This window comes from Streptomyces sp. NPDC043861 (assembly GCF_056435905.1).
The window spans coordinates 77,713-97,931 of record NZ_JBWKDP010000020.1 but is presented as its reverse complement, the minus strand read 5'-3'; the positions used below and the strand labels follow the sequence as shown (position 1 = coordinate 97,931).

The 20,219-nt window shown below is 69.3% G+C and carries 18 protein-coding genes and 1 pseudogene; 9 read left to right on the top strand and 10 right to left on the bottom strand.

Annotated elements, in window-relative coordinates; all coding sequences use genetic code 11:
• Positions 1 to 36: 36 nt before the first annotated feature.
• Entirely contained in the window at positions 37 to 1,476 is a 1,440-nt protein-coding gene (locus AC068D_RS33570; RefSeq protein ID WP_478826907.1) for a gamma-aminobutyraldehyde dehydrogenase, read from the bottom strand.
• Between the two features lie 201 nt (positions 1,477 to 1,677).
• On the opposite strand from AC068D_RS33570, the gene AC068D_RS33565 reads away from it, so the two are divergent.
• The 6 genes and pseudogenes from AC068D_RS33565 to AC068D_RS33540 all read left to right on the top strand — a co-directional run bounded on the left by AC068D_RS33565 (position 1,678) and on the right by AC068D_RS33540 (position 7,876).
• Complete coding sequence (locus tag AC068D_RS33565; RefSeq protein ID WP_478826906.1) at positions 1,678 to 2,169, top strand: Lrp/AsnC family transcriptional regulator; 492 nt, start codon at positions 1,678 to 1,680, stop codon at positions 2,167 to 2,169.
• Positions 2,154 to 3,542: an aspartate aminotransferase family protein gene (locus AC068D_RS33560; RefSeq protein WP_478826905.1), complete on the top strand. Its 1,389-nt coding sequence runs from the start codon at positions 2,154 to 2,156 to the stop codon at positions 3,540 to 3,542. Before AC068D_RS33565 ends, AC068D_RS33560 begins: the two co-directional genes overlap by 16 nt.
• A 277-nt stretch (positions 3,543 to 3,819) precedes the next feature.
• A pseudogene (locus AC068D_RS33555) lies at positions 3,820 to 4,464 on the top strand (ABC transporter ATP-binding protein); the annotation flags it as partial.
• Entirely contained in the window at positions 4,446 to 5,600 is a 1,155-nt protein-coding gene (locus AC068D_RS33550; RefSeq protein ID WP_478826904.1) for a hypothetical protein, read from the top strand. The pseudogene AC068D_RS33555 and the gene AC068D_RS33550, both read left to right, overlap by 19 nt.
• A 42-nt stretch (positions 5,601 to 5,642) precedes the next feature.
• Positions 5,643 to 6,788: an LOG family protein gene (locus tag AC068D_RS33545; protein ID WP_478826903.1), complete on the top strand. Its 1,146-nt coding sequence runs from the start codon at positions 5,643 to 5,645 to the stop codon at positions 6,786 to 6,788.
• A gap of 158 nt (positions 6,789 to 6,946) precedes the next feature.
• Positions 6,947 to 7,876 (top strand): DMT family protein, encoded by a 930-nt coding sequence (locus AC068D_RS33540; RefSeq protein WP_478826902.1) that lies wholly within the window; start codon positions 6,947 to 6,949, stop codon positions 7,874 to 7,876.
• A gap of 45 nt (positions 7,877 to 7,921) precedes the next feature.
• Here the strand turns inward: AC068D_RS33540 and AC068D_RS33535 are convergent, their stop codons facing one another.
• The 4 genes from AC068D_RS33535 to rlmN form a co-directional block, all read right to left on the bottom strand.
• Positions 7,922 to 8,947: an ABC transporter ATP-binding protein gene (locus AC068D_RS33535; protein WP_478826901.1), complete on the bottom strand. Its 1,026-nt coding sequence runs from the start codon at positions 8,945 to 8,947 to the stop codon at positions 7,922 to 7,924.
• Complete coding sequence (locus AC068D_RS33530; protein WP_478826900.1) at positions 8,947 to 10,572, bottom strand: ABC transporter permease; 1,626 nt, start codon at positions 10,570 to 10,572, stop codon at positions 8,947 to 8,949. The genes AC068D_RS33535 and AC068D_RS33530 overlap by 1 nt, the downstream gene beginning before the upstream one ends.
• Before the next feature lie 80 nt (positions 10,573 to 10,652).
• A complete protein-coding gene (locus tag AC068D_RS33525) occupies positions 10,653 to 11,741 on the bottom strand; it encodes a thiamine ABC transporter substrate-binding protein (RefSeq protein ID WP_478826899.1) in 1,089 nt (362 codons plus the stop codon).
• A 241-nt stretch (positions 11,742 to 11,982) separates the two neighbouring features.
• A complete protein-coding gene (gene rlmN / locus AC068D_RS33520) occupies positions 11,983 to 13,089 on the bottom strand; it encodes a dual-specificity RNA methyltransferase RlmN (RefSeq protein ID WP_478826898.1) in 1,107 nt (368 codons plus the stop codon).
• A gap of 492 nt (positions 13,090 to 13,581) precedes the next feature.
• Between rlmN and AC068D_RS33515 the strand changes: the two genes are divergently transcribed.
• The gene (locus AC068D_RS33515; protein ID WP_478826897.1) at positions 13,582 to 13,881 is read left to right on the top strand and encodes a hypothetical protein; all 300 of its coding nucleotides are present in this window, start codon (positions 13,582 to 13,584) and stop codon (positions 13,879 to 13,881) included.
• Between the two features lie 102 nt (positions 13,882 to 13,983).
• Here AC068D_RS33515 and AC068D_RS33510 read toward each other — a convergent pair whose 3' ends face one another.
• A complete protein-coding gene (locus AC068D_RS33510) occupies positions 13,984 to 14,583 on the bottom strand; it encodes a TetR/AcrR family transcriptional regulator (RefSeq protein WP_478826896.1) in 600 nt (199 codons plus the stop codon).
• Between the two features lie 186 nt (positions 14,584 to 14,769).
• On the opposite strand from AC068D_RS33510, the gene AC068D_RS33505 reads away from it, so the two are divergent.
• Entirely contained in the window at positions 14,770 to 15,399 is a 630-nt protein-coding gene (locus AC068D_RS33505) for an ATP-binding protein (protein WP_478826895.1), read from the top strand.
• A gap of 128 nt (positions 15,400 to 15,527) precedes the next feature.
• Positions 15,528 to 16,337, top strand: a complete 810-nt coding sequence (locus AC068D_RS33500) for a hypothetical protein (protein ID WP_478826894.1) — start codon at positions 15,528 to 15,530, stop codon at positions 16,335 to 16,337.
• A 148-nt stretch (positions 16,338 to 16,485) separates the two neighbouring features.
• On the opposite strand, the gene AC068D_RS33495 is transcribed toward AC068D_RS33500, so the two are convergent.
• The 4 genes from AC068D_RS33495 to tsf all read right to left on the bottom strand — a co-directional run bounded on the left by AC068D_RS33495 (position 16,486) and on the right by tsf (position 20,138).
• Entirely contained in the window at positions 16,486 to 17,613 is a 1,128-nt protein-coding gene (locus AC068D_RS33495; RefSeq protein ID WP_478826893.1) for a phosphatidate cytidylyltransferase, read from the bottom strand.
• Positions 17,613 to 18,170: a ribosome recycling factor gene (gene frr, locus AC068D_RS33490; protein ID WP_478826892.1), complete on the bottom strand. Its 558-nt coding sequence runs from the start codon at positions 18,168 to 18,170 to the stop codon at positions 17,613 to 17,615. Before frr ends, AC068D_RS33495 begins: the two co-directional genes overlap by 1 nt.
• A gap of 189 nt (positions 18,171 to 18,359) precedes the next feature.
• Positions 18,360 to 19,142 carry a UMP kinase gene (gene pyrH / locus AC068D_RS33485; RefSeq protein ID WP_478826891.1) on the bottom strand — a complete coding sequence of 261 codons (783 nt, stop codon included), beginning with the start codon at positions 19,140 to 19,142 and terminating at the stop codon, positions 18,360 to 18,362.
• Between the two features lie 159 nt (positions 19,143 to 19,301).
• Complete coding sequence (tsf, locus tag AC068D_RS33480) at positions 19,302 to 20,138, bottom strand: translation elongation factor Ts (protein ID WP_478826890.1); 837 nt, start codon at positions 20,136 to 20,138, stop codon at positions 19,302 to 19,304.
• Between the last annotated feature and the right edge of the window lie 81 nt (positions 20,139 to 20,219).

Below are 20,219 nucleotides of genomic sequence, written 5' to 3'. Positions count from 1 at the left end.
GACCCCGGCGCCCCAACCCGGCTCCCGCCGGGGACGCTATGCGTCCAGGGACGTCATCACGTGCTTGACGCGCGTGTAATCGTCGAAGCCGTACGCCGACAGGTCCTTGCCGTAGCCCGACTTCTTGAAGCCGCCGTGGGGCATCTCCGCCACGAGCGGGATGTGGGTGTTGATCCACACACAGCCGAAGTCCAGCGCCTTGGACATACGCATCGCCCGCGCGTGGTCCTTCGTCCAGACCGACGACGCGAGCGCGTACTCCACGCCGTTCGCGTACTCGAGCGCCTGCTCCTCGTCGCGGAACGACTGGACGGTGATGACGGGCCCGAAGACCTCGTTCTGGATGATCTCGTCGTCCTGCTTCAGGCCGGAGACGACGGTCGCGGCGTAGAAGTAGCCCTTGTCACCCACCTGGTGGCCGCCCGCCTCCACCTTCGCGTGCGCCGGCAGCCGGTCGATGAAGCCGGACACCTGCTTCAGCTGGTTGGCGTTGTTGAGCGGGCCGAAGAGCACGTCCTCGTCGTCCGGCAGGCCGCACTTCGTGTCCTTCGCCGCCTTCGCGAGCGCCGCCACGAACTCGTCGTGGATCGACTCGTGCACAAGCACGCGCGTCGCCGCCGTACAGTCCTGGCCCGCATTGAAGTAGCCGGCGACCGAGATGTCCTCGACCGCCTTCGCGATGTCGGTGTCCTCGAAGACGACGACGGGCGCCTTGCCGCCCAGCTCCAGGTGGACGCGCTTGACGTCCTTGGCCGCCGACTCGGCAACCTGCATTCCGGCCCGTACCGAGCCCGTGATGGACGCCATCGCCGGAACCGGGTGCTCGACCATCGCACGGCCCGTGTCGCGGTCACCGCACAGGACGTTGAAGACGCCCTTCGGCACGACGGAACCGATGATCTCGGCGATCAGGACGGTGGACGCGGGGGTGGTGTCCGACGGCTTGAGGACCACTGTGTTGCCCGCGGCCAGCGCCGGGGCGAACTTCCACACCGCCATCATCATCGGGTAGTTCCACGGGGCGACCTGCGCGCAGACGCCGACCGGCTCACGGCGGACGATGGAGGTCATGCCCTCCATGTACTCACCGGCCGAGCGGCCCTCGAGCATCCGGGCCGCACCCGCGAAGAAGCGGATCTGGTCGACCATGGGCGGGACCTCTTCGGTGCGGGTGAGCTCCAGCGGCTTGCCGGTGTTCTCCGACTCGGCCGCGATCAGCTCCTCCGCGCGCTCCTCGAACGCGTCCGCGATCTTCAGCAGCACCTTCTGACGCTCCGCGGGCGTCGTGTCGCGCCACGCCGGGAAGGCAGCGGCTGCAGCGGCCATGGCGGCATCGACGTCGGCCTGGCCGGACAGCGGCGAAGTCGCGTACACCTCGCCGGTGGCCGGGTTGACCACCTCGATGGTCCGCCCGTCCGCGGCGTCCCGGAACTCTCCGTCAATGTAGTTGCGCAGACGACGCAGTTCGGTGGTCACAGCCACTCCTCCTGTCAGATGTCCAATGGGTGAGACACCCCGATCACCCCAACCTTACGTCTTCGAGGCTAGTTCGCTAGGCGACGTTTTCGACAGACCCGATGCCACTCAACTTCGAAATCAGTGAAATTCTGATTCAAGAACGACGAATTTCATCGCTTGCGGGTTGCGGGATCGACGACTCCAGTGCACAGTGTGCTCGTGGCCAGCCGAAGCACAGACTCCAGGACCGGGAGCGGGTCGTCCCCGACGATCGATGCCGTCTCTCTGGCGATCATCGAGCAGCTGCAGGAGGACGGGCGCCGTCCGTACGCCGCGATAGGCAAGGCCGTGGGCCTCTCCGAAGCGGCGGTCCGGCAACGCGTCCAGAAACTGCTCGACCAGGGCGTGATGCAGATCGTCGCCGTCACCGACCCGCTCACCGTGGGTTTTCGACGTCAGGCGATGGTCGGGATCAACGTCGAAGGCGACCTGGATCCGGTTGCCGAGGCGCTGACGGCCATGCCCGAGTGCGAGTACGTCGTCATGACGGCGGGCTCGTTCGACCTTATGGTGGAGATCGTCTGCGAGGACGACGACCACCTGCTGGAAGTGATCAACCGGCGCATCCGCACCCTCCCCGGTGTGCGCTCCACCGAGAGCTTCGTCTACCTCAAGCTCAAGAAGCAGACCTACATGTGGGGAACCCGATAGCCGTGAGCAAGGACCGCAGCGACCTCTCAAAGTCCGCCTACGACCACCTGTGGATGCACTTCACCCGCATGTCGTCGTACGAGAACTCGCCCGTTCCCACCATCGTGCGTGGTGAGGGCACCTACATCTACGACGACAAGGGCAAGCGCTACCTCGACGGCCTCGCGGGCCTGTTCGTGGTCCAGGCCGGGCACGGCCGCAAGGAACTCGCCGAGGTCGCCGCCAAGCAGGCGCAGGAGCTCGCCTTCTTCCCCGTGTGGTCGTACGCCCACCCGAAGGCCGTAGAGCTCGCCGAGCGCATCGCCAACGAGGCCCCGGGCGACCTGAACAAGGTCTTCTTCACCACCGGTGGCGGCGAAGCGGTCGAGACCGCCTGGAAGCTGGCCAAGCAGTACTTCAAGCTGACGGGCAAGCCGAACAAGTACAAGGTCATCTCCCGTGCGGTCGCCTATCACGGCACCCCGCAGGGCGCCCTGTCCATCACCGGCCTGCCGGGCCTGAAGGCCCCGTTCGAGCCGCTGGTGCCCGGTGCGCACAAGGTGCCGAACACCAACATCTACCGCGCCCCCCTCTTCGGTGACGACCCGGAGGCCTTCGGCCGCTGGGCCGCCGACCAGATCGAGCAGCAGATCCTCTTCGAGGGCCCCGAGACGGTCGCCGCGGTCTTCCTGGAGCCCGTGCAGAACGCCGGTGGCTGCTTCCCGCCGCCGCCCGGGTACTTCCAGCGGGTCCGCGAGATCTGCGACCAGTACGACGTGCTGCTCGTCTCGGACGAGGTCATCTGTGCCTTCGGCCGGCTCGGCACGACCTTCGCCTGTGACAAGTTCGGCTACGTACCGGACATGATCACCTGCGCCAAGGGCATGACCTCGGGCTACTCCCCGATCGGCGCCTGCATCATCTCGGACCGGCTCGCCGAGCCGTTCTACAAGGGCGACAACACCTTCCTCCACGGCTACACCTTCGGCGGCCACCCGGTGTCCGCGGCGGTCGGTCTCGCCAACCTCGACCTGTTCGAGCGCGAGAAGATCAACCAGCACGTCCTCGACAACGAGGGCGCGTTCCTCCGCACGCTGCAGAAGCTGCACGACCTGCCGATCGTCGGCGACGTCCGCGGCAACGGCTTCTTCTACGGCATCGAACTGGTGAAGGACAAGAACACCAAGGAGACCTTCAACGAGGAGGAGACCGAGCGCGTCCTGTACGGGTTCCTCTCCAAGGCTTTGTTCGACGCGGGTCTGTACTGCCGGGCCGACGACCGCGGCGACCCGGTCGTCCAGCTCGCCCCGCCGCTGATCTCCGACCAGTCGACCTTCGATGAGATCGAGCAGATCCTGCGGTCGGTCCTCACCGAGGCGTGGGCCAAGCTGTAACCGGCGGCAACAGCTCGGATTGTCGGCTTTTCGACGGCCCGGATGCACCCTTTCGAGTGAGAAGGGAAGCATCCGGGCCGCGTGCTGTCCGCACACTCGGTCCCGAGTCCCTACGGTGCTGTGACCGATCGGCCTCGACGTCGTTCCCCCGTACGGGGGAACAGACCACTGGATCTGAACCGAGGTGTACGCCATGGTGGCCCCGCCGGACAACGACGTGCTCTGGGCACGTTCCCTGCACCATTCCCTGGGCGGCTCGCCCGCCCTCGGCGGCGTGTCACTCGGTGTGCGCGAGGGCGAGATCCTCGCCGTCAACGGCCCGCGCGGCTGCGGGAAGACGACTCTGCTGCGCTGTCTCTCGGGCCAACTCGTCCCGCAGGAGGGCGAGGTCTGGTTCAACAGCACCCCCGTCCACACCATGGGGGCACTCGCCCGCGAGCGGCTGCGCCGCGACCGCTTCGGCTGGATCGGCCATGAGCCCCAACTGGTCCCCGAACTGAACGCCTGGGAGAACGCTGCCCTGCCGCTGCTGCTGCGCGGCTTCTCGCACCGCAAGTCGAAGGCCGCTGCCATGGAGTGGCTGGAGCGGCTCGACATCGGCATGTGTGCGCGCAAGCGGCCCCGAGCGCTGCTGCACGCCCAGCGGCAGCGCATCGCCCTCGCCCGCGCACTCGTCACCACGCCCGTGGTGCTCTTCGCCGACGAGCCCACCGCCGCGCTGCATCTCGCCGACCGCGCCCAGGTGCTGCGTACGCTCACCACCGCCGCGCGCTCGCACCGCATCACCCTCGTCCTCGCCACCCACGACGCCGAGGCGGCGACGCTCGCCGACCGTACGGTGACGCTGGTCGACGGCCGGCGCGTCAACTCCGTCCAGGGTGCCGGCACGGAAGGCCTGGCCGCGTGCTCGCTCTCCGTCTAGCCCGCGGCACCCACCCGCTGATCCTGCTGCGCCGGCTGCTGGTCGCCGCCGCATCGGGTGGTGTCGGATTTCTGCTGCTGTGCACACTGGCGGGCGCCGTGGCGCAGCGGGAGCCGTCCCCCGCACCGCTGCTGCGGCTGCTGTGGTGCCTGGTACCGCTCGCCGCGACGGCGTACTTCGCGGTCGCAGTGGCGCGTACGGACCCGAGCACCCGGCCCCGTCAGGGGCTGTCCGCGGTCGGCCTGGGGCCCGTACGGCTCACCGCGCTGGCCGCGGTGTCGACCGCCGTCGCGTGCACGCTCGGCAGCATGCTGGCGCTGCTGGTCTTCCTGCATCTGCGCGGTGATCTGACCGGGCTGCCGTTCGACGGTGCGGCTCCCGAGCTGCTCGCCGCCGGACAGCCGATCCCGCTGGGCGCCGCGCTCACACTGCTCGCGCTGCTGCCGGTGACCGCGGCCGGAGCAGCGGCGATCGCGCTGCGTCCACGGCGCAGGAAGCAGGGCGACCGTTTCGAGGACGAAGGCATGGAAGACCGCGGCGGGACGGCACCCGTCGGCCTCCCCTGGGGCGTCGCGCTCACCGCCGCGGGGCTCGCCGTCGAGGCGTACACGGGTACGGAAGCAGTCGTCGGCAGTGGATTCCGCCCGCCTGCCGGAGTGCTCGCCGGGTGGGCCCTCACCACCCTGGGGCTCGCGGTGGCGGGCCCGGGCATTGCCCATCTGTGCGGGCGCGTGCTGCAGTCCGTGCGCCCCGGCGCGGTCCGGCTGCTCGCCGGGCGGGCGCTGATGGACGACGCGGTCCGCATCGGCAGACCGCTCGGCGTCCTCTCGGCCACCGCGTCCGCCATGATCGCGGCCACCGCACTCTCCGTCGCCGGAAGCAGTCCGCGACCGCTCGGCGCACTGACCGGGCTCGGGGCCGGACTCGTCCTGGCCTGCACAGCGGCAACGCTGTTCACCTCGGTCCTGGAGGCCAGACACGCCCGCGCGGTGAGCAGGGCCGGACTGCGCGGCCTCGGCACTCCCGCGTCCTTCCTGCGCGCGTCGGCGCTGCTCCGGACACTGGTCCTGCTGTCGGTCTTCGCTCCGCTCACCTGGGCGGTGGCAGAGCTGGCCGCGCTGCCGCTGAGGCGCTGACCCGGACGCGGCAGCCCGTCGGCCGCCCCCTATCGTGTGCGCATGGCGCAGGGACAGAGGCACAGGCTGGGTTCGTCCATGGACGACGACCGCGAGATCGAGACCATCGAGGAGTTCGACCAGGTCGTCGGTCAGGGAACGCTCGCGGGACGGCGCGTCCAGTCCGTCGACCTGACCGAGCGCACCTTCGCACTGCTGTCGTCCGACACACTCGGCGCCGTGTTCCTCGGCTGCCGCATGGAACCGGACGCCGTGGCCAAGGTCCGCGCGGACGGCGCACTCGTCTTCCCGCCCCTGCCGGACCTCCCCTTCGATCCGTACCGTGGCCTTCTGTACTCCCCCGGCGAGCTGTTCGACGGTCTGGCCGACGGCGGCTACGAAGTCACCTCCGACGCCCTCGCGTACGAATGGTTCCAGCAGACCAAGGACGACCGGGACATCTACGCCTCGATGCTCCGGTCGATACACGACGACGCCATATCGGACGCCCTCGACGAGCTCCTCAACGGCGTCCCGGTCGTGGGTGTCATGGGCGGACACGCGATGAGCCGGGGCACGGACGCCTACGCGGGAGCGGCGCGGCTCGGCCGCGCACTGTCCCGGGGCGGGCTGCTGGTCGCCACCGGCGGCGGGCCCGGCGCGATGGAGGCGGCGAACCTCGGCGCGTACGCGGCTCCGTTCCCCGACGAGATGCTCGACGAGGCCCTTGAGCTCCTGGCCAAGGCTCCCTCGTTCGACCCTTCCGTCACCGAGTGGGCGTCCGTCGCCTTCGAGGTCCGCTCGCGCTGGCCGCAGGGCGGTGACTCGGTCGGCATCCCCACCTGGTTCTACGGGCACGAGCCGCCGAACCCGTTCGCGGGCCACATCGCCAAGTACTTCGCCAACGCCACCCGCGAGGACGGCCTGCTCGCCCGCTCCAACGCCGGCGTCGTCTTCCTCCCCGGCGCGGCAGGCACTTTGCAGGAGATCTTCGACAACGCGACGCCGAACTACTACGAGTCCCGCGGCGAGCCCACCCCCATGGTGCTGGTCGACCGCGCCCACTGGACGCAGAAACTCCCGGCGTGGCCATTGCTGCGGTCGCTCGCTGCCGGCCGCTCGATGGAATCGCGTATCGCCCTGGTCGACTCCGTGGACGAGGTCCCCGATGCCCTGGCCCGGCTGTCCGAGGGCCGTGCCGCAATCTGACCGGGACGGGACCCGATCCGCCGCCGGGCGGATGCCACCCGGCGTCCGATCTGCCGGGATCTGATCCGGGAAAAGCAACTTCCCCACCGAAACTCACGTCTGCCAGTCGGAACGATCGGGGCTGAACCCCACCGACCCATACGTGAACGGAGCTTTCGGTGCTCATAGGACTGCTGACGGCCGTGGCGGCGTCGATCTGTTACGGCACGGGCTCGGTCCTACAGGCCGTGGGATCGCGCAAGTCCGCCCGCCGGGACGCCGACGCCGGTGTCACCCAGCATGGCGGGCCGAGTCTCGCCTCCACCGCCAAGGCCGCGATGACCTGGGAGTTCATCGTCGGTACGATCCTCGACTTCGTGGGCTTCGGGCTGGGGGCGCTCGCCGCCAGGCTGTTGCCGCTGTTCCTGTCCCAGACGGTCATCAGCGCCAACCTCGTGATCACGGCGGTGCTGTCCGTCAAACTGCTCGGCATCCGGCTCAACCGCGCGGAGTGGACGTCGATCGCCGTGGTCTGCTCCGCCCTGGTGATGCTGGCGACCGCTGCCGGGCCCGAGGGCAGCGGCCACACCCCGATCAGCACACACTGGTGGCTGCTGGCGATCTCGCTGCTGCTGATGGTCGGCGGCACCGTCGTCGTGCGCCTGCTGGGGGCGCGCGCCGCGATCCTGGCCGGTCTGCTGTCGGGGCTCGGGTTCGGCGCGCTCGGTGTCGGGGTGCGGGTGCTGAACGGCATCGACCCGTTCGACCTGGGTGCCCTGCTCTCCGACCCCGCGCTCTACGCAATTCTGGTCGCCGGTGTCGGCGGCATGTATCTGCACACGGTCGCCCTGCAGATCGGCTCGGTCAACGGCGCGACGGCGGCACTGGTCGTGGGCGAGACGGTGCTGCCGGGCATGATCGGCGTGCTGTGGCTGGGTGATGCCTCGCGTCCCGGTTTCGCCTGGGCGGCGGTCATCGGGTTCGTTCTCGCCGTGGCGGGCGCGGTGGCGGTGGCCTGGTTCGGCTCACCGGAGGGACATGGTGGCGACCCCGCGCCGGAACATCCCGAGGTGCCCGCCGAACCGGCGCGAACGCCGGTCCGTCTCTGAAACTCCGTGTGCGGGCCGGCCCGGGCGCGGGGACCTGAGGCCGGTTCAGCCCTCGGCGGCCAGCACCACCACGTCATCGGCCGCGAAGGCGACCCCCACGACCGATCCCGCCTCGGGCGCGTCCTGCAGCCGGCACTCGGCCTCCAGCGGCGGAGCGTCCGCCGGCTGCAGCCGTACGGCGACATGGTGGCCCCTAAAGGTGAGCGACTCGACCGTGCACCTCAGACCCGCATCCGGGGTGCCGAGCCGGACGGCCGACGGACGCACCAGCACCCGGCAGGCGCCCTGGGCGGAACCGGACGGGACGGGGACCTTGCCCCAAGGGGTGTCGGCGGCCTCGCCGGTCACCGTCGCCGGCACCACATTGTCGAAGCCGAGGAAACGGGCGACGAACTCGGAAGCGGGCCTCCGCCACACCTCGCGCGGAGTGCCGCTCTGCGCGACCCGTCCGTCGCACATGACCACGACCCGGTCGGCGAGCGCAAAGGCCTCGCCCTGGTCGTGGGTGACGGCGAGCACGGTCGTCCCCAACCGCTCGAAGAGGTCCCGTAGTTCGACGACGAGCCGCTCCCGGAGCGTACGGTCGAGCTGGCCGAGCGGCTCGTCGAGCATCAGCAGCCGGGGGCGGGGCGCCAGAGCGCGGGCGAGGGCGACACGCTGCTGCTCGCCACCGGAGAGCGTGGCGACGGCCCGCTTCCGGGCGCCGGGGAGCCCGACGAGTTCGAGCAGCTCCTCCACCCTGTGCTGCTGTTCGGCCCTCGGTACGCCGTGCATGCGCAGGCCGAAGGCGACATTCCCGCCGACGTCGCGCTGCGGGAAGAGCTGATGGTCCTGGAACATCAGGCCGACCCCACGCCGGTGCACCGGCACTCCCGCCTGGTCGGCCCCGCCGAGCAGCACCCGGCCCCCCGCCAGCGGCTGCAGACCGGCCACGGCCCTGAGCAATGTCGACTTGCCGCTGCCGCTCGGCCCCAGCACACAGACGATCTCGTGGTCGGCGACCTGCAGGTCAACGGCAGCCAGCGCCTCCCGCCCCCCGAACCGTACGGTCGCCTCCTCCAGCGTCAGCATCAGAACTCCCCTGAGGAACGGTCGGGCCGGATCCGTTCGAGCAGCAGCAGGGCCACCGCGCAGACCAGCATGAGGATGGTCGAAAGGGCCATTGCCTGACCGTAGTTGAGCTCACCAGGGCGACCAAGCAGCCGGGCCACGGCCACCGGAAGCGTGGGATTGTCGGGCCGGGCGATGAAGACGGTCGCCCCGAACTCGCCGAGCGACACGGCGAAGGCGAAGCCCGCGGCGACGAGCAGTGCCCGGCGCACCATCGGCAGGTCGACCTCACGCCAGGCACGCAGCGGCGACGCGCCGAGGACGGCTGCGGCCTCCCTCAGCCGCGCATCGACCGCGCGGAGCACGGGCAGCATGGTCCGCACCACGAACGGCACCCCGACGAGCGCCTGCGCCAGCGGCACCAGGATCCACGACGTACGCAGATCGAGCGGCGGCTCGTCGAGGGTGATCAGAAAGCCGAATCCCACGGTGACGGCCGAGACCCCCAGGGGCAGCATCAGCAAGGCGTCGAAACCGCGGACCAGCCGGCCGGCCCTCCGGGTGAGAGCCGCGGCGGCGAGCCCACCGACCAGCAGGGCGATGGCGGTGGCGGCGAGCGCGTACTGCAGGGAGTTCCAGACCGCCTCCAGCGGCGGTACGAGGAAGGTGCCGCCGCTCGCTTCCGCCGATCGCAGAGCTTCGTAGAAGGAGAATCCGTATCCGCCGGGCCCGTCCGCCCCTGTGAACGACCGCTCGACCAGCACGGCGAGCGGGGCCAGGATCAGCAGAACGACGGTGGCGAGGACGGCTGCCAGCAGCGTCCACTGTCCCGCGCCGTGCGGCCGGTGCGCGGTCCGCGCCGGGTCGACGAGCCGCAGGGCGGTCTCCCGCCTCCGTACGGTCCATGCGTGCACGGCGAGGATGGCGCCGACGGCCGCGAACTGCACCAGTGTCAGCACGGCGGCGGTCGAGAGGTCGAGCCGGTCGGCGGTCTGCCGGTAGATCTCGACCTCGATCGTGGAGTACGCGGGCCCGCCCAGGATCTGTACGACGCCGAAGGAGGTGAAGGTGAAGAGGAACACCATCAGGGACGCCGCGGCCACGGCCGGGGTCAGCGCGGGCAGGGTGACCTTCCGCCAGGCGGCGAACCGTCCCGCTCCGAGGACCCTTGCCGCCTCCTCCTGACGCGGATCGAGCTGCGCCCACAGACCGCCCACGGTCCTGACGACGACCGCGTAGTTGAAGAAGACATGCGCGAGGAGGATGGCCCAGACGGTCGTGTCGAGTCGTACACCCCACACCTCGTCGAGCAGTCCGCCGCGCCCGAGAAGCGCCAGGAAGGCCGTGCCGACCACCACCGTGGGCAGCACGAACGGCACGGTGACGACCGCGCGCAGAAGCTGCCGGCCCGGGAAGTCGAAGCGGGCGAAGACGTATGCGCCGGGGATCGCCAGCAGCAGCGTCAGCCCGGTGGAAGCGAGCGCCTGCCATGCCGTGAACCAGAAGACGTCCAGGATGTCCGGCCGGCTCAGCACCTCGCCGACACGGCCGAGGTGCCAGACGCCCTCGGTCCTGAACCCGCGGCCGACGATCGCGGTCACGGGGTAGGCGAAGAAGACCGCGAAGAACGCGACGGGCAGGGCCATCAGGCCGAACCGCGCCGCGCCCCCGCGGAGTGTCCTGCTCGTGCTTGCTGCGGGACCCTTCGATCTTCCGGAACGCCTGCTTACTTCAGGACGAGAGAGGACCACGACTGGATCCACTGGTCACGGTTGTCGGCGATCTTCTCCGGCGCCATGGTCCCGGGCTTGTCGACCACCGCGCCGAACTCGGTGAACAGGGCGGGCACCTCGGCATCGTCCGCCACCGGGTTGACGAACATGTTGAGCGGCATGTCCTCCTGGAACTTCTTGCTGATCAGGAAGTCCAGCAGGGCCTTGCCCCCGGCCTCGTTCTTCGCTCCCTTGAGCAGACCGGCGGCCTCGGTCTGCCGGAAGCAGGTACCGGTGGCGACGCCGGTCGGCGCCTCCTTGGGCTGCGGCTTCGCGTACAGGACCTCGACCGGCGGGCTGGAGGCGTACGAGACGACGAGCGGCCGGTCGCCCTTGGCTTCCTTGCCGCCGGCAGAGCCCGAGAACTCCTGGTTGTAGGCGAGCTCCCAGCTGTCGACGACCTTGACACCGTTCGCCTTCAGCTTCTGCCAGTAGTCCTGCCAGCCCTTGTCGCCGTACGCGGCCGCCGTGCCGAGCAGGAATCCGAGGCCGGGCGAGGAGCGCTCGGCGTTCTCGACGACGAGAAGGTTCTTGTAGGCGGGCTTGGCCAGATCATCGAAGGTCCGCGGCGGGGCCAGCTTCTTGTCGGCGAAGTACTTCTTGTCGTAGTTGACGCAGATGTCGCCGGTGTCGACCGGGGTGACCCGATGCTTGTCCTTGTCGAGCTGTACGGCCTCCGGAACGCGGTCCAGGCCCTTCGCCTCGTACGGCGTGAAGAGGTCGTTGTCCAGCGCCCGGGAGAGGGTGGTGTTGTCGACTCCGAAGAAGACGTCGCCCTGCGGGGAGCCCTTGGTCAGGATCTCCTTGTTGAGTGCCTCCACCGCGTCGCCGCTCTTCAGCACCTTGACCGTGTATCCGGTCTGCTTCGTGAAGTCCTTGAGCACCGCCGGGGTGGCGCTGAAGGAGTCGTGGCTGACGAGCGTCACGGTCTTGGACCCCTTGCCGGAGGCGGAGTCGTCGGACTCCGCACCACAGGCCGCGAGCGCGCCGACGCCCAGCGCGACGGCAACAGCCGTGACCGTGATCTTCTTGGTGGTGCTCACTGACTTTCCTCCTGGGGGTGACCAGGAAGAGACGCGGCCCTGCCCGGCTCCGATCCATCGGTCCGGAGCCGGGCAGGGCGCAACAGCTTGAGTAACGTCCGAACTTCCTACCCGGAATGACCCGGGCGAGGTTCAGAGGGTCTGCGGTCTGACGGTCACCGCACTCTCAGCGCTGTGGCGCTCCCCTGTCGGAATATGCAAATGTTCGAGCCCAGCGTACATGGGCCCTTCGGGCCACTCGCTAGCGCTCGGAGGCTGCGAGCTGTCCGCACGCCCCGTCGATCTCCTGCCCCCGGGTGTCACGGACGGTGACGGGCACTCCATGGGCGGCGATCGCCGCGACGAACGCCTTCTCGTCCTCGGGGCGGGATGCCGTCCACTTGGAGCCGGGGGTCGGATTGAGGGGGATCAGATTGACATGGACCCGCTTGCCCTTGAGCAACCGGCCGAGCAGATCACCGCGCCATGCCTGGTCGTTGATGTCGCGGATCAGGGCGTACTCGATGGAGATCCGGCGACCGGACTTCTCCGCGTACTCCCAGGCTGCGTCCAGCACCTCCCGGACCTTCCAGCGCGTGTTCACCGGCACGAGGGTGTCGCGCAGCTCGTCGTCGGGAGCGTGCAGCGAGACGGCGAGCCGGCACTTGAAGCCCTCGTCGGCGAACCGCAGCATCGCCGGAACCAGGCCGACGGTGGAGACGGTGATCCCGCGCTGCGAGATCCCGAGGCCGTCCGGCTCGGGGTCGGTGAGCCTGCGGACGGCACCGACGACCCGCTTGTAGTTGGCGAGCGGCTCACCCATGCCCATGAAGACGATGTTGCTGAGCCGGGCCGGCCCACCCGGGACCTCTCCGTCCCTCAGGGCCCGCATGCCGTCCACGATCTGGTGCACGATCTCGGCCGTGGAGAGGTTGCGGTCGAGCCCGGCCTGGCCGGTGGCGCAGAACGGGCAGTTCATGCCGCAGCCGGCCTGCGACGAGATGCACATCGTCACCCGGTCCGGGTACCGCATCAGCACGGACTCGACGAGCGTCCCGTCGTGCAGCCGCCACAGCGTCTTGCGGGTCGTGTCGTCGTCGCACGAGATGTGCCGGACGACGGACATCAGATCGGGCAGCAGCTCCGCCGCGAGCCGCTCACGCGCGGCGGCGGGAATGTCCGTCCACTGACCGGGGTCGTGGGCGTACCGCGCGAAGTAGTGCTGCGACAGCTGCTTGGCGCGGAACGGCTTCTCGCCGATGGCGGCGACGGCCTCCTTGCGCTCGGCGGGCGTGAGGTCGGCGAGGTGCCGCGGGGGCTTCTTGGCTCCGCGGGGGGCGACGAAAGTGAGTTCTCCGGGCTTAGGCATGGCTGTACCAGTGTCGCAGATCCCCTCTCGTGACCTGCGACCTCATGTCCTGGCAGTGGTGACTGACGGTCCTGATCGAGACCGCCGGCCGCCCCCGGGCGGCCCCGGGCGGCCCCGGGACGGCACGGCAATCCGCTGAGCTGCCGGTATCCAGGGCTCGGCAGTCCCGCTGCGTGCACGACCACGGGACCCCGACGCCGCATCGCAGGACGGCCGGCCGTCGTTCGCCGCCCCGGGACATGCTCCGTCACTCCCGCCCACAAGCGTCCGACATGCGGCTCTGATCCGGGAGGCGGCACGACAGGACAACCGGGCCCCGGAGTCCGCCCGCCTACCCCCTCGACGCCGCCTCCGACGTGGCGTGCGCGCTGCTGAGCGACCGCATGTTCCGCATCCCCTCCTACCGCGTCGCCGAGACCCGCCGCGATCACCGACGCCGCCCCCGCCTACGTGTACGAATTCGGCCGGCGTTCACCGGTCACCCCGGACAACGTGCAGGTCAAGATCGGCGCCTGCCACAGCGTCGACCTGCCCTTCGCCTGGGACTCCCTCGCCCTGGCCGACAGCATGAAGCTCACCGGACCCAACCCGCCCCAGGCCCTGGCCAGCGCCCTCCATGGAATCTGGGTCGACTTCGCCAAGACGGGACAGGCCTCCTGGCCTGCCTATGACACCGCCGACCGCCCGGTCATGACCTACGCCCGCAACAACAACGCCACCACCGACGAGGTGGTCGAAGACCCTCGCAGGAGCGAACGCGAATGGTGGGACGGCCACCCCGCCACCCACTGAACACCGCAGGGCAACCGTCCGCAGCCTCGACCACCACGCAGTGGCCCCGCCATTGGCGGGGCCACCCGGCCGCCACGGGAGGCAGACGGCGGCGCGTGCCGTTCAGTCCGCTGCCTGCCAGCCGGGCTCGAGGCGGTCCAGAAGGATGCGGAAGGCGGCGTCGGCCCGGTCCCAGTCGTCCTCGGCCAGCGCGGCAAAGAGCAGTCCGACGATCGTGTCGACCAGCAGCGTGGCCTCGTTGTGTGCACGCTCCTCCGCCATGCCCAGGCGGACGAAGAGGGGGATGAGCACCTGCCTCCACTCACCGAGCAGGTCGCGCAGGAAGGGCCCGTAGCGTTCCGGGTGGAGCAGGCTGGTGGTCAGCATCTCGAAGTAGAGCGGGAGCGAGGCACGACGGTCCTGCGTGCAGAACTCCCGCCACAGCTCCTCCACGAAGCGCCGCAGGCCGGCGGCGTCCTGCGGCGAGCCGACGCTTTCCAGCACTTCGCGGACCCTGAGGAACGGACGCCTCTCGTCCAGGGCAATGGCCTCCGTGACCATGCGTTCCTTGGTGCCGAAGTAGTAGAGGAGCATGCGGTCGCTGGTGCCGAGCTCCCGGGCGAGCGGACGCAGGGAGAGGCCGGCCAGGCCGTTGCGCATCACGTACTCACGGACCTGGTCGAGCAGGTCCCGCCGTCTGGCCGGATCGGCCGTGCGCGCCATGAAGACTCCTCGGGTCACGCAGGGGGCGAGATCCCCTCACCCCTTGGGCGTTTCATCCTGATCTTTACCGTAGCACCCGCTACATGTATATTTGTTCTTGTAGCGACTGCTACAAGAATGAAAATCGCCCGGGCGACGTGCCCGGACCATTCACAGGCGGCTTCTGCCGGAAGGGACTGATTCCCCATGGCCCCCAAGGCCATCGGTCACTGCAAGACCCTCCTCGCGTCACATTCCGGGCTCCCCGCCCTGCGCCAGGCCGGGGCGGCCGGCACCGACGGCCCTCCCAGGAAGGATCAACTCCTGGCACACCCCCCGGCGTCTTGGCTCTCACGGCATCTGGCGCTGTGGTCACGCACCTTCGCACCCCTTCGGCCGCTGGACGCGCCTGCCGGCCGGGCAACCGCCTGGGAGGCCTCCTGGCCCCTGGCCCGTGAACTGTCATCGGCCCGGCGGGCGCGGCGGCTGGTGACGGAACAACTGGGTGCATGGGACCTGGACGACCTGGCCGACACCGCGGAGCTGCTCGTCAGCGAGCTGGTCACCAACGCGCTGCGCCACGCGCGCGGCCCCGTGCGGCTCAACCTCCGGCTGCGAGGCTCCCATCTGCGCTGCGAGGTCGAGGACACCAGCCTCGACAGCCCGGTACGCCGCGCCGTCGCCATCGACGCGGAAGGCGGGCGCGGCACTGAGCTCCTCGATCTGCTGTCCGAGGCGTGGGGAAGCTTCGGCACCGGCACCGGCAAGACCACATGGTTCGAGCTGGCCGCTCCCGCACTCGACCGGATCTTCGCGCACACCCCCGGCCCGGCCTGAGGTCCCGCGCCGCACAGGACACGTGGGCGCCCGTTCGCGTGTCCGTACGCCCTCGGCGCTCACGTCGCGAACCAAGCACTCAGGGGCCAGGCTGGAGTTCTGGCTGTCGTGATCCGGAGGGTTCGCCCATGAAGGCCGTGGCCGATTCCGCAGGGGGCAGATGGCTGGCGGGCTTTCTCGAGCAGCCGGTCGTGGGAATGGCGCCGTGGATCATCTTCGCGGTGCTTTCCGGTCCCGGACGCTTCGAGATAGCCGTACTCGTCGCCCTCGCCATTTCGATCGTGTTCGTCATCGCGGGACGGATTCTCCATCCCGGCACCTCGTTCAAGATCATCGAAATCGCGGATGTGGCCTTCTTCGCGGTCCTGGCCATCATCGGCGTCCTGGCCAGCGAGGCCACCCACGAGTGGCTCGAGACGTACGCGGACGAGGTCGCCAACCTCACTCTGGCACTGATCGCCTTCGGTTCGATGGCGTTCAGGGTGCCCTTCACCGTGCAGTACGCCCGTGAGCGCGTGGGCCCCGAGTACTGGAACACCCCGGCCTTCCTGCGGACCAACTATGTGATCACAGGCGTATGGGGACTGACCTTCCTGGTGAGCACCGTCGCAGGCCTGTACGGCGACCTCGTCCTCCGTGAACCGGACAACATCTGGACCGCGTGGGTCGTCCCCCTGGTGGCGATCGTCGTCACGATCCGTTTCACCGAGTGGTACCCGGACTACGTGCGGGCCAGGACGCGCGGCATTGAGGACGTGCCGACCGTCAGCGGCATGCTGCTGCCGCTGACCGGGCTGCTCATCCCCGTGGGGATCGTCGTTCTCGTCGTCGAGGACGCCACCTGGGTGGGGATCGCCCTGATCCTGCTGGGCGTGCTGGCGGCCAAGGCGCTGAAAAGTGACTCGCAGCAGCCGTCCCAAGGACGCGGTGCGGAGTGACCGCACACAGGTGCTGTGGGAACCCCGATCGGCGAAGACGACGAGAGAACGGAGGAGGGGCTCACCGTACGGTGAGCCCCTCCTCGTACAACCTGCAGCGTGCGAACCACCGCCCCACGGGGGCTGAAGGCGCACCGCACCCCAGCGGTCAGCCGGACCCCACGAAGACCACCAGCAGCAGCCACACCACCGGTGCCGTCGGCAGCAGCGAGTCCAGCCGGTCCATGATGCCGCCGTGGCCCGGCAGCAGCGTGCCCATGTCCTTGATGCCGAGGTCCCGCTTGATCATCGACTCGCCGAGGTCGCCCAGCGTTGCGCTGACCGCGACCGCGAGGCCCAGCAGCAGGCCCTGCCACCAGGTACCGCCGTCGATCAGGAGGGGCATGCACACCGCGCCTGACACCATGCCGAACGCCACGGCGCCGAAGAGGCCCTCGCGGGTCTTCCCCGGGCTGATACGGGGAGCGAGCTTGTGCTTTCCGAAGCGCCACCCGATCGCGTACGCACCGGTGTCGCTGACCACGGTCAGCAGCAGGAACGTGAACACCCGCTGCGGCCCGTCGTCGGCGGTGAGCATCATCGCCACGAACGTGGCCAGGAACGGCACGTAGAACACGGCGAAGAGCCCGGCCGTCACATCCCTGAGGTAGCCCTCGGGCGGCTCCGTCATCCGCCAGACCAGCACCGCGAGCCCGGTGAGCGCCGTGGCGACCCACGCACCCTCCGCACCACGCACATAGCCGGCCACAACCATTGCGGCTCCGCCCACCGCGAGCGGGATCAGGGGAGCCTTGATCCCCTTGCGCTCGTCGAGCCGGGAGGTCAGCTCCCACAGTCCGACGACGACGGCGACCGCGATGACGCCGACGAACACGGCCTTCACGATGAAGAGAGCCGCGATGATCACCGCGCCGAGCCCGACACCGACACCTATCGCGGCCCGCAGATTCCGGCCCGCGCGCTTCTTCTGCGGCGGTCCTGAAGGCTGCGGCGGCTCGGAAGCCGCAGACGGCGGAGGGATGGGCATGGGCTCCTGCAGCATCTCGTCGCGGACCGGGGGGCCACTCCACTGAGCGGCCCCCCGGTCGCGTTCGTCGCGGTCTGCTACGTCTCTACCTGCGTCGGGAACGTCCGGCACGACAGGCATGGGCCGAGTCTGCCGGCCGTCATGCACATCGTAAGCGGGACCAGCCGGGGCGGCCCCCCGGTCGGGTGGCGCCCAGTAGCCGGGGCTGTGGCCCGCGCTCGGCGGAGCCCCCCAGGAAGAGTCGTTCATCAGACCTCGAGCAGCTCGGATTCCTTGTGCTTGAGCAGCTCGTCCACCTGCGTCACGTACTTCGCGGTGGTGTCGTCGAGCTCCTTCTCGGCGCGGCGGCCCTCGTCCTCGCCGACCTCGCCGTCCTTGATCAGCTTGTCGATGGCCTCCTTGGCCTTGCGGCGCACGGAGCGGATCGAGATCCGGGAGTCCTCGGCCTTGCCCTTGGCGACCTTGATGAACTCGCGGCGGCGCTCCTCGGTCAGCTCGGGGAACACCACACGGATGATGTTGCCGTCATTGCTCGGGTTGACGCCCAGGTCGGAGTCGCGGATGGCCTGCTCGATGTTGCGCAGCGCGCTCTTGTCGAACGGGGTCACCACCGCCATCCGCGGTTCGGGCACCGAGAACGAGGCCAGCTGGTTGATCGGCGTCAGCGCACCGTAGTAGTCGGCCACGATCTTGTTGAACATCGCCGGGTGCGCACGCCCGGTGCGGATCGCGGCGAAGTCCTCCTTGGCGACCACGACGGCCTTCTCCATCTTCTCCTCGGCCTCGAGGAGGGTCTCTTCGATCACCACTTGCTCCTGCGTGTCTTGAGTAGGCCCGGCGTGTACGTGTGACGGTTCACTCTACGAATCCGGCCGCATGGGCGGATCCGCGGGACGAGCGTTACGAGTACGAGGCCGGCGAACTTGGCGGCGCATTCCCTGCACGGTGTCCGACCGGCAGGGCTTTGTCCATCCCCTCTCGGGGGCGGTGGGCGGTCAGCCCCGGGTGCCCTGGTCGCTCACGAGCGTGCCGATCTTCTCACCCCTGACCGCCCGCGCGATATTGCCCGCGGCGAGCAGTTCGAAGACGAGGATCGGCAGATCGTTGTCGCGGCAGAGGGTGATGGCCGTTGCGTCGGCGACCTTGAGGTTGCGGGCGAGCACCTCGCCGTACTCCAGCGCGTCGAACTTCACGGCGTCCGGGTTGGCCTTGGGGTCGGAGTCGTAGACACCGTCAACACCGTTCTTGCCCATGAGGAGCGCTTCCGCGTCGATCTCCAGGGCACGCTGTGCGGCGGTGGTGTCGGTGGAGAAGTACGGCATGCCCATACCTGCGCCGAAGATGACGACGCGGCCCTTCTCCAGGTGCCGCACGGCCCTGAGCGGGATGTACGGCTCCGCGACCTGCCCCATGGTGATGGCGGTCTGGACGCGGGAGTCGATGCCCTCCTTCTCCAGGAAGTCCTGGAGCGCGAGGCAGTTCATGACGGTGCCGAGCATGCCCATGTAGTCGGAGCGGGCCCGGTCCATGCCGCGCTGCTGGAGCTCCGCGCCCCGGAAGAAGTTGCCGCCGCCGATGACGACCGCGATCTCCGCGCCGTCACGGACGACCGCCGCGATCTCCCGCGCGATGGCGTGTACGACGTCGGGGTCGACGCCCAGACCGGTGCCGCCGGAGAAGGCTTCACCGGACAACTTCAGCATGAAGCGGCCGGCTTTCTTGCCGGTGTGGTCGCTCTTGTCGTCGGCAGCCTGGTTGGCGTCCGCGCCCTTGTTCATGGAGATCTCCTCGTGCACATACGAAGAAGGCCATTGCCGGTGGGTGCTGGTGTCCCTGCGGCAATGGCCTCCTCGTCAGATCTGCGGTCGTCCGGCGATTTACGCGGCCGACGACTGCTGAGAAACCCTAGCGGGCTCCCTTGTCGATCGCGTACCGGCTCAGATGCCGACCTTGATGCGCGAGAAGCGCTTCAGGGCGACACCGGCCTCGTCCAGGATCTGCTGGACGGACTTCTTGTTGTCGAGCGCGTAGGGCTGACCGAGGAGGGTGGCCTCCTTGAAGAAGCCGTTGACGCGACCCTCGACGATCTTCGGGAGGGCGGCCTCGGGCTTGCCCTCGGCGCGGGTGGTCTCCTCGGCGACGCGGCGCTCGGACTCGACGACCTCGGCCGGAACGTCCTCGCGGGAGAGGTACTTCGGCGCAAAGGCGGCGATGTGCTGAGCGACGCCCTTGGCGACCTCGGGGTTCACCTTGTCGAGCTCGACGAGAACACCGATCTGCGGGGGCAGGTCGGGCATGGTGCGGTGCATGTACGCCGTGACGTAGGCACCGGAGAACTGCGCGAAGCGGTCGAGGACGATCTTCTCGCCGAGGTTGGCGTTGGCCTCGTCGACGTACGCCTGGACGGTCTTGCCGGGCTCGATCTCGGAGGCGAGCAGCGCCTCGATGTCGGCCGGGTTCGTCGCGGCGACGTGGGCGGCGAGCGCACCCGCGACGGCCTGGAACTTGTCGCCCTTGGCGACGAAGTCCGTCTCGCACTTCAGCTCGAGGATGACACCGGAGGTGTTGTCGTCGGCGATCAGGGAGACGACGGCGCCGTTCTCGGCGGAGCGGCCCTCGCGCTTGGCCACACCCTTCTGGCCCTTGATGCGCAGGGCCTCGACGGCCTTGTCGACGTTGCCGTCGGCCTCGTCGAGCGCCTTCTTGCAGTCCATCATGCCCGCGCCGGTGAGCTCGCGGAGCTTCTTCACGTCAGCGGCGGTGTAGTTCGCCATGTCTGTCAATTCTCTCTTGAAGTCGAAGAGTCGAACGATCTACGGGTCAACGGCGGGGGCTTCGTAGGCCCCCGCCGTCAG

What these genes read in the sequence shown, in the direction of transcription:
- AC068D_RS33545 (WP_478826903.1), top strand. Translation starts at nt 5,643, where the DNA reads ATGGCGCAGGGACAGAGGCACAGGCTGGGTTCGTCCATGGACGACGAC.
- AC068D_RS33535 (WP_478826901.1), bottom strand. Translation starts at nt 8,947, where the DNA reads ATGCTGACGCTGGAGGAGGCGACCGTACGGTTCGGGGGGCGGGAGGCG.
- AC068D_RS33530 (WP_478826900.1), bottom strand. Translation starts at nt 10,572, where the DNA reads ATGGCCCTGCCCGTCGCGTTCTTCGCGGTCTTCTTCGCCTACCCCGTG.
- rlmN (WP_478826898.1), bottom strand. Translation starts at nt 13,089, where the DNA reads ATGCCTAAGCCCGGAGAACTCACTTTCGTCGCCCCCCGCGGAGCCAAG.
- AC068D_RS33510 (WP_478826896.1), bottom strand. Translation starts at nt 14,583, where the DNA reads ATGGCGCGCACGGCCGATCCGGCCAGACGGCGGGACCTGCTCGACCAG.
- AC068D_RS33505 (WP_478826895.1), top strand. Translation starts at nt 14,770, where the DNA reads ATGGCCCCCAAGGCCATCGGTCACTGCAAGACCCTCCTCGCGTCACAT.
- AC068D_RS33500 (WP_478826894.1), top strand. Translation starts at nt 15,528, where the DNA reads ATGAAGGCCGTGGCCGATTCCGCAGGGGGCAGATGGCTGGCGGGCTTT.
- AC068D_RS33495 (WP_478826893.1), bottom strand. Translation starts at nt 17,613, where the DNA reads ATGAACGACTCTTCCTGGGGGGCTCCGCCGAGCGCGGGCCACAGCCCC.
- pyrH (WP_478826891.1), bottom strand. Translation starts at nt 19,142, where the DNA reads ATGAACAAGGGCGCGGACGCCAACCAGGCTGCCGACGACAAGAGCGAC.
- tsf (WP_478826890.1), bottom strand. Translation starts at nt 20,138, where the DNA reads ATGGCGAACTACACCGCCGCTGACGTGAAGAAGCTCCGCGAGCTCACC.